Origin of the sequence: Enterococcus sp. NPDC086594, from assembly GCF_044746145.1 — a bacterium.
In the GTDB taxonomy this organism is placed as follows: Bacteria; Bacillota; Bacilli; order Lactobacillales; family Enterococcaceae; genus Enterococcus_D; species Enterococcus_D entomosocium.
In genome coordinates this window covers 1-15,990 of sequence record NZ_JBIVBP010000008.1, presented here as the reverse complement: position 1 = coordinate 15,990, position 15,990 = coordinate 1, and the positions used below count along the sequence as shown (strand labels likewise).

The following is a 15,990-nucleotide window of genomic DNA, read 5'->3' as shown; positions in this document are numbered from 1 at the left end:
CCTTGTTTATCCTAGTCGTTGACGCGCATCCGCTGAACGCTTAAATGCTTGACCAACGTAATTGATACTCAACATCAAGACTAAAATTAGAATTGATGCGGGTAACCAGATCCACTGTCTGTTGACCAGCACATCACCGCTGCTGGCATATCCGATCAGTGTTCCCAAACTTGGAACATTGGTCGGCAGACCAAAACCTAAGAATGTTAGTGTCGTTTCAATACCGATATTCGCTGCAAAGTTCATTGTTAAGTTGGTGATGATCAATGAGCTAAGGTTCGGCATGATTTCGCGGAACATGATGACAAAGTCATTGGTTCCGAGGGTTTTCGATGCACTAACATAGTCGCGACGGCCTTCTGAAAGGGTCTTACTTCGGAAGAGCCTTGCTTTTCCGACCCAGTAAAAGGCACTCATGACCCATATAAAGGTCCAAACGTTATAACGAGGTACGATCGATACGATAACGATAATGATCAACATGATCGGCAAAATCATAACGAAGTCAACAATACGCATCAAAATGTTATCAATGATGCCGCCGTAGTAACCTGAGATGATCCCTAGTCCGACCCCAACGATCGACGTAATGATCGTGATTGAAAAACCAATCAAGATTGAGTTACGCGCACCGATGATCAATTGTCCCCAAACATCACGGCCACCTTCATCCGCCCCTAAAAGGTAGGTGCCGCCGTTTGGCGAAATCGCGCCAGGTACAGCGTATTTATCAAGGATGCTGACACGCATCACTTGTGATTGATCGATAACTGCCGAGCCGATAAACACGAATAATAAAACTGCGACTAACAAAACTAATGAAAAGATCGCCATTTTATCTTTTAAGAATTCGCGAAAAATCATTTTCAATCCCATAGGCGGGATGCTCTCTTGTTTTAGTACTTTTTCTTTCTTTTCAGACACATTTATCCCCTCCTATTACTGGATTCTGATTCTTGGATCGACAATACTCATGATGATATCTGACAGCAGCGTACCGATCAAGGTCGCTAGTCCTAAGATCAATGTCAGTGAAGTGATCACGGCATAGTCCCGTTGGACGATACTATCGATAAACAGTTTTCCGACACCTGGGTAGGCGAAGATTTTCTCAATGACCACAGAACCTGCGATCAATGACGTGATCTCATAGCCCATTTGTGATGCGATCGGCAACGATGCATTCCGGAAAACGTGACGTGAGAAGACTTTGTTCGTTGGTACCCCTTTTGAACGAGCGGTACGAACGAAATCCAATGATTTCGAATCAATGACTTCACTTCGCAAGTATTGGATCGTCACTGCTGTTCCTAATAATGCAGAAGTGATTGCCGGTAATAGTAGGTGATACAAGCGACTCCAAAACTCAGCCATGCCGCTGACCCCCGGTGCAACGGAACCACCCGTTGGGAACCAAGCCAATCGGTAACCGAAGATGAACAATGCGATCAACGCAAAGATAAACAACGGTACGGCGAAACTGAAGAAGTTGTAAACAACGACGACTTTATCAAGCAATGAATTTTGGTAACGTCCTGCCCACATCCCTAAAGGAATGGCAATCACGTAAGTCAAAATGACCGTCAATAAAGATAACCACAATGTATTGCTGATACGTCCTGCTAATAATGTTGAAACAGGCAATTTAAAGATGAAGCTTTGTCCAAAGTCCCCTTTTAAGGCATTTCCGATCCAACGGAAATACTGGGTATACCATGGGTCATTCAAACCAGCGGCTTCACGCATCCGCTCAATAACAGCTGGATCTTGGTTTGGATTGATCAAACCAGTAAATGGATCCCCAGGCATTGCTTGTGCGATCAAGAAAATCAAGATACTCAAAATAATGACTTGTGGGATCATCAACAACAAACGACGTAGAATTGTTTTCCACATTATTCAGCACCCCCGTTTTTCAATGCGACTTGGTGCGACTCGGTGATTTTACGCAAGTCATACACTCTGCCAGATTCGTCGTAGTAATCTTTTTGATGGGTCACATATTCCAACTCGACCTTGCGGCGGTTTTCTTTGTGAGCATCGCGATTTTTTACGTCGATTTGAGGAATCGCTGATAATAAACGTTTTGTATAGATGTGACGCGGGTCTTGGTAGATATCTTCCCGAGTCCCGATCTCAACGAAGCGGCCTTTGTACATGATGGCGATATTGTCGCACATATGTTTTACGACCCCTAAGTCATGAGAGATAAATAAGAAACTTAAGCCGAATTCTTGCTGGATCCGTTTCATAAAGTTCAGTACCTGTGCTTGCACGGATAAGTCAAGAGCTGAAACCGGCTCATCGGCGACGATCAGTTTTGGATTGGAAGCTACCGCACGGGCAACCCCTAACCGTTGACGTTGTCCGCCAGAGAATTCATGCGGATATTTGTATAGGGCATCTTCTGGCATCCCAACGATATCCAACAAACTTTTCACACGTGTTTTCTCTTCTTGATCGCTTAAGCGTTCAAAGTTGCGCAATGGTTCTGCGATAATGTCCACCACACGTTTTTTAGGATTCAAGCTAGACATTGAATCTTGGAAAATCATTTGGACATCTTTGTTGTAGTTCATTTTCTTGCGGACAGAACGTTTAGTCACGTCTTGCCCATCATAAATGATTTCGCCGCTAGTGATTTTTTCTAACCCAACGATAGCTTTCCCAGTTGTGGATTTACCAGAACCAGACTCACCAACCAATCCGTAGGTTTTTCCTTTTTCAATGACGAAGTCCACACCATCAACGGCGTACACGTGATCCGTGACGCGGTTGAAGAATCCGCTGCGAATAGGATAGTGGACTTTCAGATCTTTGATTGTAATTAATTCTGTCATCTACACTTCTCCTTCTTCGTCTCTAAAATGAAAATGCTTGTAGCATGTGCAACGGACCAAATGATCAGGTGCTACTTCATGCAAGACTGGGTTTGCTTCGTGGTCGCTTTCAGGGATCCAAGGAATCCGTGCAGCAAACCGACAACCAGTCCGAGGCATATTTTTCAAGGAAGGAACCACCCCTTCGATCACATGCAGTTCACTGTCTTGAGAATTTTCTTGAGGGATCGAGTTAAGCAATGAGCGGGTGTATGGATGTTTCGGATTGGCAAACAACTCTTCGGCTGATGCGACTTCCACAAACTGTCCCCCATACATTACGGCTACTCGGTCGGCCATCTCCGCTACGACACCTAAATCGTGGGTGATCAAAATGATCCCCGTTTGCGTTTCTTCTTGCAAATCTTTTAGTAGATCAAGGATCTGTGCTTGGATCGTCACGTCCAACGCTGTCGTTGGCTCATCCGCAATGATGATTGGCGGTTTACAAGCAATCGCGATCGCGATGATGACCCGCTGACGCATCCCACCAGACAATTCATGAGGGTATTGACGTCCTACACGTGGCGGATTTGGAATCCCAACTTGTTCTAATAATTCTAATGCTCGTGCTTGGCGCTGTTCGGCATTCATATCTGTATGATAAGACAAACCTTCTTTGATTTGGTCTTCGATCCGCATCAACGGATTCAGTGCAGACAACGGATCTTGGAAAATCATCCCAATATCATTTCCGCGAATTTTGTTGTATAACGTTTCATTTAAGTTTGACAAGTTTAAATCTTTATATAAGATTTCCCCAGTGATTTTCGTGTTGTTTGGGTCATGTAGCCCCATGATCGTTGTAGCCAACGTACTTTTTCCGCAACCAGATTCTCCTACGATTGCTAAGATCTCATTACGATCCAGTGTAAAAGAAATACCATCTACTGCGTCATAGTAATCGTCTTTGATACGAAAACCTGTGTGAAGGTTTTGAACATCTAGTAATTGATTATCTCTGGACAATCGAATACCCCTCTCTACTTTCTAAGATGTCTTGCGTTTTAATGTAAAAAAGAAGGAACATGCATTTCATTTCCAAAAGCTTTCTTAACATTGTATAATATATTCTTAATAATTATATAGAAATGCTAACAATAATGCAAGTCCCAGAAAACTTAATACACTGAATTTTCAGAAAATTTACATTATGCTTCCAACGCCGTCATGTCAGGTTTAACGATCGTTTTTTTGATTTCGATTCTAAAGAAAAACCGCCCAAATCACAGCGGATCAATTATGAGAAAGAAAGAGCTAAGTCATCTAGGACTTAGCTCTTATGTCTGTCTTAAGCAAGATGGCTTGAAATATAATCAACCGCTCCACCGACTGTTTCGATCTGCTCGGCATCTTCATCAGAAATCTCGGTACCAAATTCATCTTCTAGTTCAAGGACGAATTCCATCACACTGATCGAATCAGCGTTCAAGTCGTCTTTAATGCTCATCGTATCCGTTACGTTCTCTGCGTCAATTTCAAAATGATTGGCGATTACGACCGCAACTTTCTTGAATACTTCATCTCGTGTCAACTGGCTTCACCTCCACGCGTTTGCACAAAACATAGAATGGCTAACAAACATTGTACTGCTTTCTATGCTTTTTGTCTAGATTTTTTTGCAATTTCATTACAATGATTGCATTATGATTGCGTTTCGTCTTTTGCAGCCGGCATTTCTTCAAAGTGGGCGACCAATTGTGCCACGACATCTGTTGCTAGCATCGTATGGATCTGCTTGATGGTGTACGCTACCGCTTCTGGTCCTGTCGCACCATGGGTTTTGATGACTGGTGCTTTCAAACCAAACAATACGGCCCCGCCATGTTTCGCATAATCCATTTCATTTTTCACTTTCCGCAATGCATCTTTCAGTAACAATGCGCCTAATTTTCCTTTGGTACCTGAATCAAGAATCGATTGTTTCAACAACGCCATCAAGTTCAAGGCGGTTCCTTCGATCGATTTCAAAACAGCGTTCCCAGTAAAGCCATCTGTCACGACGACGTCAGCTGCACCATCCAGTAATTCCCGGGCTTCGACATTGCCGATAAAGTGGATCGTAGGATCCGCTGACAGCAGTTCAAAGGCTTTTTTCGTTAATTCACTACCTTTGGTTTCTTCCGTTCCGTTATTTAACAAGCCGACCCGTGGTCGATTGATCCCACGAACTTTTTGGGCGTAAAAGGATCCTAAGACGGCATAGTTTGCCAAATGTTCTGGTTTATTGTCGGCATTGGCACCTAGATCCAGCATATCAAAGCCAGCATCTTTGCCGATCACTGGCATTGTGGACATCAATCCTGGACGATCGATTCCTTTGATCCGACCGACAATAAACAAACCAGCCGCTAACAAGGCACCGGTATTTCCAGCTGAAAAAATCGCATCTGCTTCGCCATTTTTCACTGCTTGTGCCGCTAAGACCATTGAAGCAGTTTTTTTCCGTCTGATTGCTTTGACGGGTTCGTCATCACTATTGATTTTTTCATCTGTGTGGATGATAGTGACATTTTTATCATCCGTCATGTATTTTTTGATTTCATTTTCTTTTCCGTAAAGGAGGAATTCAATCTCTGGAAAGTCTTTTTTCGCCAGCATGACTCCTTCTACGATCGCTTTTGGGGCGTTGTCTCCGCCCATTGCATCAACAGCAATCCGCATCTCGCTGCCACTCCCTTCATTTTCCCAATCAGTATAGCATATTCTTTAATCAAAAAATTGTTTGTCTGCTTTTTTTGCTGCCAAATAGTTCGCCAATGCCGAAAATTCTGGCAACAGCTGCCAGCTGTTTTTTTGCCAAAGCTGGGTAGCTTCGACTTGTGCCACTTCTAGAATATGGGCATCCGCGACCAAATCGGCAGCCGCAAACTCTGGCAAGCCCGATTGTCGATTGCCGAAGACTTCTCCTGGCCCCCGCAACTGTAGGTCTTTTTCGCTGACTACAAAGCCGTTGGTGGTTTCTGTCATGATTTTCATTCGTTCGACCCCCGTCTCATTTTTCGGGTTCGCGATCAAAATACAGTAAGAAGCATCGGCGCCGCGTCCTACCCGTCCACGTAATTGGTGGAGCTGGGCTAATCCGAAACGATCAGCATCGATGATCAGCATCACTGTCGCATTGGGAACATTGACCCCTACTTCGATGACCGTCGTGGAAACCAAGATCTGCAGTTGATTTTCTTTGAATGCTTCCATAATAGTGTCTTTTTCTTGATTCTTCATTTTCCCGTGCAACATCCCTACTTGATAGGTTGGGGAAAAATAACTTTGCAGCTGCTCATAAATCTCCGTGGCATTCTTGACATCCAGCATTTCGGATTCTTCGATCAAAGGACAGATGACATACATCTGATGCCCCTGTGCCAATTCTTTTTGCGCCCACTCTAAGATCGATTCAAACTGCGGTGGCCGGACCCAGCGAGTCTCTACAGGAATCCGTCCTGCCGGCATTTCATCGATCACCGAAACATCCATTTCGCCATAGGCGGTGATCGCTAGTGTACGTGGGATTGGTGTGGCGGTCATAAAGAGCACATCAGGCAGATAGCCTTTTTCCCTTAATACTTTTCGCTGATTGACCCCAAAACGGTGTTGTTCATCGGTGATGACTAAGCCAAGATGTGCAAAGTCTACCCCTTCTTGAATCAGCGCATGGGTCCCAACGATGATATCGATCTCCCCGGCTGCTAATTGTTCTAAGATGACCCGCCGTTCTTTTGGTTTGGTCGAGCCTGTCAAAAGAGCGGTGGTCACTTCTAAGGGGTCAAAGAGTTGATTCAAGCTTTCTAGGTGCTGTTGGGCCAAAATTTCAGTCGGCACCATCAGTGCGCCCTGAAAGCCAGCCGTCATCGTAGCATAGAGGGCGATCGCCGCAACGACTGTTTTCCCGCTCCCTACATCTCCTTGCAAGAGCCGCTGCATGTGCTGCGGACTTTTCAGGTCATGGCAGATTTCATTGGTCACGCGCTTTTGCGCATTCGTCAATTCAAAGGGCAGTTTACGAGTAAATTCTTTCAAGCGTTGCACATCATAATCGATCGCCAAGCCGTTTTTCTCGGCTTTTTCGCTTTTCTTCAGTCCTTGGATCTGCATTTGGAACAAAAAGAACTCTTCAAAAATCACCCGACGCTTCGCTTGATGGCTCTCTTGGGGATCTTTGGGAAAATGCATTGCAAACATCGCGGATTTTCGATCCAACAACCGATATTTTTCGATCAATGACAAAGGCAAGATCTCCGTGATCTGATCACCAAAATCAAGAAATGCCTGTTTGATCAGTTCGATCAAAACACTTTGACGCACGGCTTTATTGACATGATAGATCGGTGCAAAGTCTTCGCCACTTTTACTACCAAGAATCTTCATCCCCGTCAGTCCTTTGCGTTTGGCGTCCCATTTGCCATAGACGGCGATCTCTTCTGAGACCTCTACTTTGTCCTTCAAATAAGGCTGATTGAAAAAGGAGACATTAAAGACATCGTGGTCTTGCATCATGCGAAATTGCAACCGACTTTTTTTATAGCCAAAGCGATTGACGACTGGCGGGGAAACGACGATCCCCTTGATCGTTACTTTTTCTTGGTCTTGAATCTCCGCTAATTGCCGTTCTTGAATGTCTTCATAACGAAACGGATAATACTTCAGCAGGTCTTCGATGGTTTCGATCCCTAAACTTGCCAAGTCTTGGGCGCGTTTTTCCCCGACACCCTTTAATACCGTAAGTGGCTGATTTAGCATAGGTACCCTCCTTTTCCAAAAGTGATTTTGATTCATTGCAGGGGTTCCTGCATTCATAGAAAAAGACGGAGCCAAAAATCATCTACGATTTTTGCCCCCGCCGCCTAATTTGTTTATTCTGCTGAGAAAAGATATGGATAAACCGGCTGATCTCCTTGATGGATCTCTACTTCGATCTCAGGATGCAGTTCAACGATCGCTTCTTCGATTTTCGCTGCTTCTTTGGCTTTGCCTTCTTCACCGATAATGATGGTGACGATCTCAGTATCTTCTGTGATCATTTTTTCTAAGGTAGTCATCGAAGCAGAGAAACGATCGGGAACAGAAACAACGATTTTGCCGTCCACCATTCCTAAGAAGTCGCCTTCTGTGATTTCGATGCCATCAATTGATGTATTACGGATCGCATGGGTCACTGAGCCACTGACAACACTTGCTAAGACATCAGTCATCGCTTGCTGGTTTTCAGCTAGTGTGGATTGCTCGTGGAAGGCTAGCATCGCCGTCATCCCTTGAGAGATCGTCCGTGTTTCAACAACCGCTACTGGAATCTCGGAAACTTCCGCTGCTTGCTGCGCAGCCATAAAGATATTTTTGTTGTTCGGTAATACGATCACTTGATCAGCATTGACTTCATTGATTGCCACCAAAATGTCTTCTGTACTTGGGTTCATCGTTTGGCCACCACTGATGACATAAGAAGCGCCTAGGCTAGTAAACAATTCTTTCAAGCCTTCGCCAGCCGCGATCGCGATGATCGCAAATGGTGTCCGCGGACGTTTTACTGGTGCAGTTTTTGCTTCTTGCTGATCGTGTTCCAAGATCGTTTCATGCTGAAGACGCATGTTATCGACTTTGATTTTCACCAACGAACCGAATTTTTGACCATAATTCATAACTTCGCCGGGATGTTCCGTATGGACATGGACTTTGATGATCTCATCGTCATTGACCACTAATAAGGAATCCCCTAACTCGTTTAAGTAATTACGGAATGTTTCATAATCAAATTCACTATCTACAGTCGGACCTTCACCGATCTTCACCATGATTTCTGTACAATAACCAAAGGTGATGTCTTCTGTCGCTAAGTGCCCTTGAACGCTGCGATGATGTTCGGCATTGACCATTTCGTCCATAGCCGCTGGGGAAGGTTCGAAGATTTCATCGGCTGGGTATTCCCCAGTCAATGCATTTAAGAAGCCTTCATAGATAAACAACAATCCTTGACCGCCGCTATCTACCACGCCGACTTCTTTTAAGACGGGCAATAGATCAGGGGTTTTCGCCAATGAACGTTTTGCGCCGTGAACCACGGCTTTCATCACTTCGATACAATCATCGGTAGTTTGTGCTTTTTTCTCGCCATATTCAGCTGAGATGCGTGCCACAGTCAAGATGGTTCCTTCCACAGGTTTCATGACTGCTTTATAGGCGGTTTCTACTCCATGAGTAAAGGCTTGAGCCAATTCTGGTGCAGTGAGTGTTTCTGCGGTCGGGATAGCTTTAGAAAAACCGCGGAATAATTGAGACAAAATGACGCCGGAATTCCCACGTGCGCCCATCAATAGTCCTTTTGAAAGTGTAGCGGCAAGATCGCCGACGTTTTCTGAAGTCGCATCTGCGACAGCTTTTGCTCCACTGGTCATGGATAGATTCATGTTTGTCCCGGTGTCTCCATCTGGAACAGGAAACACATTCAATGAGTTGACAAACTCTGCATTAACTTGTAGACGAGCCGCGCCTGCCTGCACCATTTCTTGAAACTGACTTGCGCTGATATTCGTTACCTTCACTTAGATAGTCCTCCTTAAAATCATCCGCCATGAACGGATCCCTTGCCTAATCTGGCAGTACACGTACGCCTTGAACAAATACATTTACCGAGTTCGCAGATACACCTAGCATCGTTTCTAAGTTGTATTTCACTTTTTCCTGCACGTTGCGGGAAACTTCGGAAATTTTTGTTCCATAGCTAACAATCGTGTATACATCCACTGCAATGCCGTTTTCTTCTTGGCGGACAACGACACCGCGAGAATAATTTTCTTTTCGTAAAATTTCATTGATGTTATCTTTGATTTGTTTCTTGCTAGCCATACCAACAATGCCGAACACATCTGTTGCTGCGCCTCCGACCACTGTTGCAATGACTTCATTGCTGATTTCAATAATACCTGATGAGGTTTGAATTTTTACAGCCATTTTATAGCCTCCTTCAATGGGCATGACCCATCTTTCTTCTTACATATTTTATCATAGCTGTACCGCAAATAAAAGGATGAGACATATGAAAAGGGGCTTTCTGACCAAACGTCTTGCATTTCGACCTTGTTTAATTTACAATGTTTACTGGGAAAAGTCAATGTTTCTTGAAAATTACTCTTGCTTTTTTCACCTTTCTGTGATAAATTCAGATGGTATGAGCTGAAATAGCGCTCCAACATCAAGGCAAAGGAGGAAATAACCACATGGCTAAAGTTTGTTACTTTACTGGACGTAAAACTGCAAGTGGAAACAATCGTTCTCACGCAATGAATGCGACAAAACGTACTGTGAAACCTAACTTGCAAAAAGTTCGCGTTATGATTGACGGAAAACCTAAAAAAGTTTGGGTGTCAACTCGTGCTTTGAAATCTGGAAAAGTTGAGCGCGTATAATTAGACCTTTTCGGCCGTTCGTTTTGAACGGCTTTTTTTGTACCCTTTTTTCTTTGGTGCGCTTTCACTTAGGTTTTCATTAAAGAAAATAGGTCTTTGTTTTTTTAATCGATTCACCTGTGGTAAACTAAGAAAAAATTGATAAAGAACAGGTGACTTCTTGTGACGAAAATAAAAACATTTGCCAAACAACATTGGCCTTATATGCTTGCTAGTTTCTTCTTGCCGTTTCTTATCATGGCAGTGATCTATTTGACCATCGGTATCTACCCCGGCAGCAGCCGCAGTGTCTTAGCCAGTGATGCCTTTTCGCAATTCTCAAACTTTCATGCCAGCTTTCGCAATATGCTCTTAGGCAAGCAAAGTATCTTTTATACATGGAACGCCTCTTTAGGCTTAAATTATCTGGCATTGATCTCCTATTATTTAGGGGGAATCTTCACTCCCCTCGTCTTATTTTTCCCAAATCAGCTAATGCCAGATGCGCTGTACTTTTTAACCTTGATCAAAATCGGCAGTGCGGGCTTGGCGTTTTGGTTCTATGCCAGCCAAACCTTTAAGATCCAACGTTGGCAGCATGTGACCTTAGCAGTCTGTTATGCCTTGATGTCCTTCATCACCGCCCATTCGGAACTGATCATGTGGCTTGATGCCATGATCTATCTACCGCTAGTGATTTTAGGTATTGACCGGTTAGTGAAAAAGAAAAAAACAGTCGTGTTATTTATCAGTTATCTGCTGTTATTTTTATCCAGTTTTTACATGGGCTTTATGATCGGTCTCTTTTCCGTGATGTATTTCTTGGTTCAATTGGGTCGCAACTGGAAGCAAGCTCGCGGGGCGATCATTCCTTACGGCATCACCTCTTTGTTAGCTGGCGGCGCCTCAATGGTGATCATCTTACCTGCCTTATTAGATTTGCGGTCGAACGGGGAAGAATTGACGACGATTTCTTCCTTTAAAACCGAAGCCACCGATGTCTTTGATCTCGTGATGAAAAACATGATCGGTGTTTACGATACGACAAAATACGGCTCCATTCCCTTCATCTATATCGGCTTATTGCCGTTGCTGTTGTGTATTTTATATTTTGTTTCGAAGAAAATCCGCTTGAAAGATAAATTCTTATACGCTGGCATGTTTGCTGTTTTGATCGCCAGTTTTTATATCGTGCCGATGAATCTTTTTTGGCATGGGATGCATGCCCCAAATATGTTCCTTTTCCGCTATGCCTATTTGTTCTCCTTCTTAGTGATCATGCTGGCGGGATACGGATGGGAGCAACTTCAGCAAAAAGATCGCGGATTGTTTCTCATTATTGGTCTTTCTACGATCGTGGTATTTGCCCTCTCCTACGCATTGAAAGGAGCCGGAACCTATGAATATGTTTCCGCTACTTCCTTTGCGCTAACGATCGTATTCTTTGTTCTTTACTTGTTATGTATTGGGTTCGGGCAATTAGGTCTTTTAACACAAAAACGAGTGACGATCTTGATGCTGATCTTCGTCTGCGGAGAAATGGCCGTCAATACGAGCGGCATGGTTCGCGGAATTTTGAATGATTGGAACTATGCTTCTCGTAGTTTGTATACAGAACCTTATCCGGACATCAAAAAACTAGTCACTCAAGCCAACGAAGACAATGATACCTTTTTCCGATTAGAAAACCTTGATCCTGTTTCTTCCAACGACAGTATCAATTATGGCTACAGCGGGGTCAGCATGTTTTCTTCAATTCGTAACCGCAATTCCTCAAGCTACCTGGATAAGCTGGGCTTTCGGTCTCGCGGCACCAATTTAAATATCCGCTATCCGAATAATACCTTGCTGATGGATGCTTTTACAGGAATCAAATACAATATCTCCAAGCCAAATCTCACCAAATACGGCTTTCAACGAGTCGGAGAATCTGGTGAATACAAGCTCTATGAAAATCAAAATGCGTTACCTCTAGGTTTCTTGGCTGAACCGACCATCGAATCGATTGAACAGCCGCAAAACGACAACTTGACGAGCCAGAAAAATCTTTTCAATGGCTTGGCCGATTTAAATTTAGAGTATTTTGCCTTTCAGCCGATCACGGTGATCCATAGTAAAAATACAGATATCACCAATGACGGCATGTATATGAAATTTACCGAACAAGAAAGCAATGTCGCAAAAGAAGTGACTTGGCAAGTGGAGGTTCCAGCGAACTCGCAAGCATACTTGAGTCTCTTCCCTGCCAACTTTGGGGAATTGGAAAGCTCATCTGCCACCGTGACAGTCAACGGTCAGCAGCGAGAAACGCAAATCAGTATCAACGGTCAATACTACGACTTAGGACATTATGAGACCGATACGACGGTTCAATTCACCGTCAGCTTCTACGGAACGCCTGAAATCTCCTTCCAAAACCCGCAAGTCGTGACCTTGGATACCAACGCCTACCAACAAGCAATTGATGCGATCCAAGAACGAGGGGTCGCTATGACTGTCGGCAAACGCAGTGCCAAAGCCGACATCACGACTGAAAAAGAGCAGCAGCTTGTAACAACCATCCCTTATGACAAGGGCTGGACTGCTACGCTTGACGGCAAAGAAGTCCCAATCACGGCCTTTCAAGATGGCTTTATCAGTGTGACGATCCCAAGTGGCACCCATCACTTGGAACTGTCCTTCTTACCGCAAGGCTTTGTTATCGGTGTTTGCTTGTTCTTTGGCTGCATCGCATTGTTTATCTTGTTTGCTTGGTTTTACCAGAAACAAGTAGCCAAAAAGCAAGTCTTGGACAACCAACGCCAACTCATGGATCAACCACCAGAAACCTAATCGAAAAAGAACCAACTCGTCTTTTTGAGGCGATCTCCTTAAGTTAGAGCAAAAGCTGACTTATGGGTGTCGCTCAATGATCGGTGAGTTTGGTTCTTTTTTGTGCTCAGGTTCCGCAGTTGTTCGCTCTAGTGGTCTTAGCATCCATTACCCGCTAGATCCCCTTCGATTCGGGGAGCAATGCCTAGCCCGTTAGCCCTTAGAGCGTTTAGCGAAACATAAGATAACTGTTGGGTTCTTCCGCATTTTTCTTGATGGAGTGCAACGATCGCTCCCATAATTTAACCATTTTGGTTTGTTTTAAGACGCGAAAGATCGAAAGCCCTTGATCGATTTTCAACAGTCCTTTTTCTTGATCGCCATAAATATACCAGTACCATCCTTGATAGCAAAGAAGATGCGTACTGTTTAGCATGTCTCCGCGATCTGCCAATAATTCCTCTGCAATGGTCAACACCTCTTTTGCCCACTCCAGGCGGCGAAAATTGACAAACGTCGTAAAACAACTAAAAATCAAATCCATTTGAATTTCTCGCATCAAGGACAAACCTTGTTCTTTTTTTGTGCGAGAGATAGCGATCTGCAGTAAGTGATAGGAGGTTTCGACAGGAAACAAGAATTGAAAATAACGAAACAGCAAAATCTCATAAACGCCCCAGTTGTCTACTTTCGTAAGGTAGGAAATGACGGGGCGGGTTTTGGTGCGTAGCTTTTCCATATAGTCGCCAGAAGAGTGATCGGGTTTAGGACCTGAGAGATTGATTTCATGTATCTCCTTTGTGATCTCAAGGTACAGAAAAACAAAAGAATGCTGTTTGGAAGCGGCGATCAGTTCGCTACGCATTTCCTCCAGCCCTTCTTTGCTTCTCTGGGCGTGGGCGTTACTCAAATAAGCTTCTTTGTTGATCCCTAAAATTCGATCCAGTAAATCCATAAATTCGCTCGTCATATAGCTGGGAAAGCTCATCAGGTTGTCGTGACCTTTTACGCCCTTTTGTTGCGCACGCAAATAATAAAACTCCTCCACTGTGACATGGATATTTTCTAATAAGCGTTCCAATCGATGAATACTGATACTTGAAGCACCTTGCTCAAATTTACTGATAAACGAGCGACTGTTTTGTTCATCCGCCACTTGAGCGATCGTATAGCCGCGCTCTTTGCGCAATTGTCGGTACAGTTTTCCTTCTTCCATAACCATCCTCCTCACAACGATTGGTCTACAAACACCAAACCAATCCCACTTCACGAATGAAGCTCCGCAATTAAATTTTCCTGTTCTAGATTCAAATTTAGATTCAAACCTATAAAATGTTGAGGAACAAAATCTGCGGCACCTTATTTACATGCCACTCTTTTAGCTGTTAACCACTCGTGACAGTAACCTCTGGTACGCTCCTGGTACATTTAAATTCCACTATAGTGGATTATTTTCTCTTCTTAGTATAAAGCATCCTATACTGATTTTACAACGTAGAACGTGAAAGGATGATTTCGATGAAAGAATATCAACAAAACAACGGCTATCGTGCCTTAGTCAACGCCGCCTTACTCAGCGGCATCGGCATGAGTTTATTTAATATCGTCTTTGTAGTTTATGCCAGTACATTACCCTTTAATGCCCTTGCTGTTTCCTTAGCCTCCATGGCACTGTTAGTCCCTGATCTCTTAAGGATCCTGACCGGCTATCTAGCCGATCGTACCAAAAACAAAGTGCAATGGATGATCAGCAGTCGACTATTACAAGGAGTCCTTTTTGTGGCACTCGCTTTTTTGATCCAACTGCCGCCTAGTTTATGGTCTTTCTTCCTTTTGCTAGGCATCAACATTGTATCTGATTGTTTGGGCGCTTATTGTTCTGGGTTACAGCTGCCCTATGTTCGCCGTCTTGTGCCTGCTGATTCCTTAGACAGTGCCATGGGCTTTCAAATGGCGTGTCAAACCACCGTTCAAATCGTCTTTCAAGGCATCGGTGCTTGGGGGATCATTTTACTGAATAATAACTTTGCGGCTTTTGGTTTGATCAATGCCGTGACGTTTTTCTTAGCCGCGATCGTGATCTTCCTGAACCGCTCGCTCTTCTATGCGGTGCCAGGGAAAATCAATCAAGCAGCAACACCACTCTTTCAGAATTTCTCGGATACTTTTAAATTATTGACTGGTACGGCTTTTCTTAAAAAGATGATCCTCTTTGCCTTACTGATCAATACCTTAGCTGCTAGTACGAGCGGTCTACTAAATCTCCAGCTGTTGGATGACCTTGCGCTTTGGTTTGCCACTTATGGCAACACCGTTGCGATGGCAGGCATCGCTACTTCGATCGGTATGGTCGCTGGCGCCTTGTTTGCTGCCGACTGGTTCAAGAATACCGGTTTGGTTCGCTTGATTGCGTATACCTCTTTCGTTTTATGTCTGTTGACCTTGAATTTTCTCTTCCTGCATAACCGTTGGCTCATGATTGTGCTGCTCTTTGCTGAAGGCTATCTGATTGGAAAAATCAATCCCCGCTTTTCGGCACATCTGATTCGTGAGATCGATGAAGAACATCTCGCCATCAGCAGCGGGATCTTTTCCACCATTGTGATGCTAGGGGGACCCGTCGGTCAAATGGTCTTTTTAGGCATCGGCAATCGCTATCACGTTGCTTGGAGCTGGCTGCTTTACTTGCTTTTTGCATTTTTAGTAGCGATCGCTGCCTTAGTCGCTGCCAGTACCTTAGAAAAAACACCCACCACTGCTGCGCCTAAAAACGCTGCGGAAAGGACTGAAGATTGGCAAGAAACAGCCCCTGTTTTGCCTGAGAAAAAAGGCTCTATAATTTATGGGACTGATGAATCAGAATTGATTCTTCAGTCCCATTTTCATTTTAGGTATTAAAAAACATATCGTTCTCTAGTATG

General features: G+C 44.0%; 13 protein-coding genes. 3 read left to right on the top strand and 10 right to left on the bottom strand.

Annotation, left to right across the window (positions count from 1 at the left end; genetic code table 11):
* Positions 1-6: 6 nt before the first annotated feature.
* From ACIPK1_RS12225 to ACIPK1_RS12185, 9 genes are all read right to left on the bottom strand, one after another.
* Complete coding sequence (locus tag ACIPK1_RS12225) at positions 7-876, bottom strand: ABC transporter permease (protein ID WP_153883525.1); 870 nt, start codon at positions 874-876, stop codon at positions 7-9.
* A 63-nt stretch (positions 877-939) separates the two neighbouring features.
* Entirely contained in the window at positions 940-1,896 is a 957-nt protein-coding gene (gene opp4B / locus ACIPK1_RS12220; protein WP_005227132.1) for an oligopeptide ABC transporter permease, read from the bottom strand.
* Positions 1,896-2,840, bottom strand: coding sequence for an ABC transporter ATP-binding protein (locus ACIPK1_RS12215; protein ID WP_005232492.1), 945 nt, complete (start codon positions 2,838-2,840; stop codon positions 1,896-1,898). The genes opp4B and ACIPK1_RS12215 overlap by 1 nt, the downstream gene beginning before the upstream one ends.
* Positions 2,841-3,848, bottom strand: coding sequence for an ABC transporter ATP-binding protein (locus tag ACIPK1_RS12210; RefSeq protein WP_005232494.1), 1,008 nt, complete (start codon positions 3,846-3,848; stop codon positions 2,841-2,843).
* Positions 3,849-4,170: 322 nt separating this feature from the next.
* Positions 4,171-4,413 (bottom strand): acyl carrier protein, encoded by a 243-nt coding sequence (gene acpP, locus ACIPK1_RS12205; RefSeq protein ID WP_005227129.1) that lies wholly within the window; start codon positions 4,411-4,413, stop codon positions 4,171-4,173.
* A 110-nt stretch (positions 4,414-4,523) separates the two neighbouring features.
* Entirely contained in the window at positions 4,524-5,543 is a 1,020-nt protein-coding gene (gene plsX, locus ACIPK1_RS12200; protein WP_005232496.1) for a phosphate acyltransferase PlsX, read from the bottom strand.
* Positions 5,544-5,588: 45 nt separating this feature from the next.
* A complete protein-coding gene (gene recG, locus ACIPK1_RS12195) occupies positions 5,589-7,655 on the bottom strand; it encodes an ATP-dependent DNA helicase RecG (RefSeq protein ID WP_301389125.1) in 2,067 nt (688 codons plus the stop codon).
* Between the two features lie 77 nt (positions 7,656-7,732).
* Positions 7,733-9,415: a DAK2 domain-containing protein gene (locus tag ACIPK1_RS12190; RefSeq protein ID WP_005232500.1), complete on the bottom strand. Its 1,683-nt coding sequence runs from the start codon at positions 9,413-9,415 to the stop codon at positions 7,733-7,735.
* Between the two features lie 46 nt (positions 9,416-9,461).
* The gene (locus ACIPK1_RS12185; RefSeq protein WP_005227125.1) at positions 9,462-9,824 is read right to left on the bottom strand and encodes an Asp23/Gls24 family envelope stress response protein; all 363 of its coding nucleotides are present in this window, start codon (positions 9,822-9,824) and stop codon (positions 9,462-9,464) included.
* 266 nt (positions 9,825-10,090) lie between these two features.
* Here ACIPK1_RS12185 and rpmB point away from each other — a divergent pair, with 266 nt between their 5' ends.
* Both rpmB and ACIPK1_RS12175 read left to right on the top strand, forming a co-directional pair.
* Positions 10,091-10,279 (top strand): 50S ribosomal protein L28, encoded by a 189-nt coding sequence (gene rpmB, locus ACIPK1_RS12180; RefSeq protein WP_005232504.1) that lies wholly within the window; start codon positions 10,091-10,093, stop codon positions 10,277-10,279.
* A gap of 162 nt (positions 10,280-10,441) precedes the next feature.
* Positions 10,442-13,090, top strand: coding sequence for a YfhO family protein (locus tag ACIPK1_RS12175; protein ID WP_042890158.1), 2,649 nt, complete (start codon positions 10,442-10,444; stop codon positions 13,088-13,090).
* A gap of 208 nt (positions 13,091-13,298) precedes the next feature.
* On the opposite strand, the gene ACIPK1_RS12170 is transcribed toward ACIPK1_RS12175, so the two are convergent.
* The gene (locus ACIPK1_RS12170; protein ID WP_034872077.1) at positions 13,299-14,285 is read right to left on the bottom strand and encodes an Rgg/GadR/MutR family transcriptional regulator; all 987 of its coding nucleotides are present in this window, start codon (positions 14,283-14,285) and stop codon (positions 13,299-13,301) included.
* 302 nt (positions 14,286-14,587) lie between these two features.
* On the opposite strand from ACIPK1_RS12170, the gene ACIPK1_RS12165 reads away from it, so the two are divergent.
* Complete coding sequence (locus ACIPK1_RS12165) at positions 14,588-15,967, top strand: MFS transporter (protein WP_400451029.1); 1,380 nt, start codon at positions 14,588-14,590, stop codon at positions 15,965-15,967.
* Positions 15,968-15,990: the final 23 nt, after the last annotated feature.

Bases quoted from the DNA above. Each gene is read 5' to 3' on its own strand.
- ACIPK1_RS12225 (WP_153883525.1), bottom strand. From the start codon at position 876: ATGGGATTGAAAATGATTTTTCGCGAATTCTTAAAAGATAAAATGGCG.
- opp4B (WP_005227132.1), bottom strand. From the start codon at position 1,896: ATGTGGAAAACAATTCTACGTCGTTTGTTGTTGATGATCCCACAAGTC.
- ACIPK1_RS12215 (WP_005232492.1), bottom strand. From the start codon at position 2,840: ATGACAGAATTAATTACAATCAAAGATCTGAAAGTCCACTATCCTATT.
- plsX (WP_005232496.1), bottom strand. From the start codon at position 5,543: ATGCGGATTGCTGTTGATGCAATGGGCGGAGACAACGCCCCAAAAGCG.
- recG (WP_301389125.1), bottom strand. From the start codon at position 7,655: ATGAATCAAAATCACTTTTGGAAAAGGAGGGTACCTATGCTAAATCAG.
- ACIPK1_RS12185 (WP_005227125.1), bottom strand. From the start codon at position 9,824: ATGGCTGTAAAAATTCAAACCTCATCAGGTATTATTGAAATCAGCAAT.
- rpmB (WP_005232504.1), top strand. From the start codon at position 10,091: ATGGCTAAAGTTTGTTACTTTACTGGACGTAAAACTGCAAGTGGAAAC.
- ACIPK1_RS12170 (WP_034872077.1), bottom strand. From the start codon at position 14,285: ATGGAAGAAGGAAAACTGTACCGACAATTGCGCAAAGAGCGCGGCTAT.
- ACIPK1_RS12165 (WP_400451029.1), top strand. From the start codon at position 14,588: ATGAAAGAATATCAACAAAACAACGGCTATCGTGCCTTAGTCAACGCC.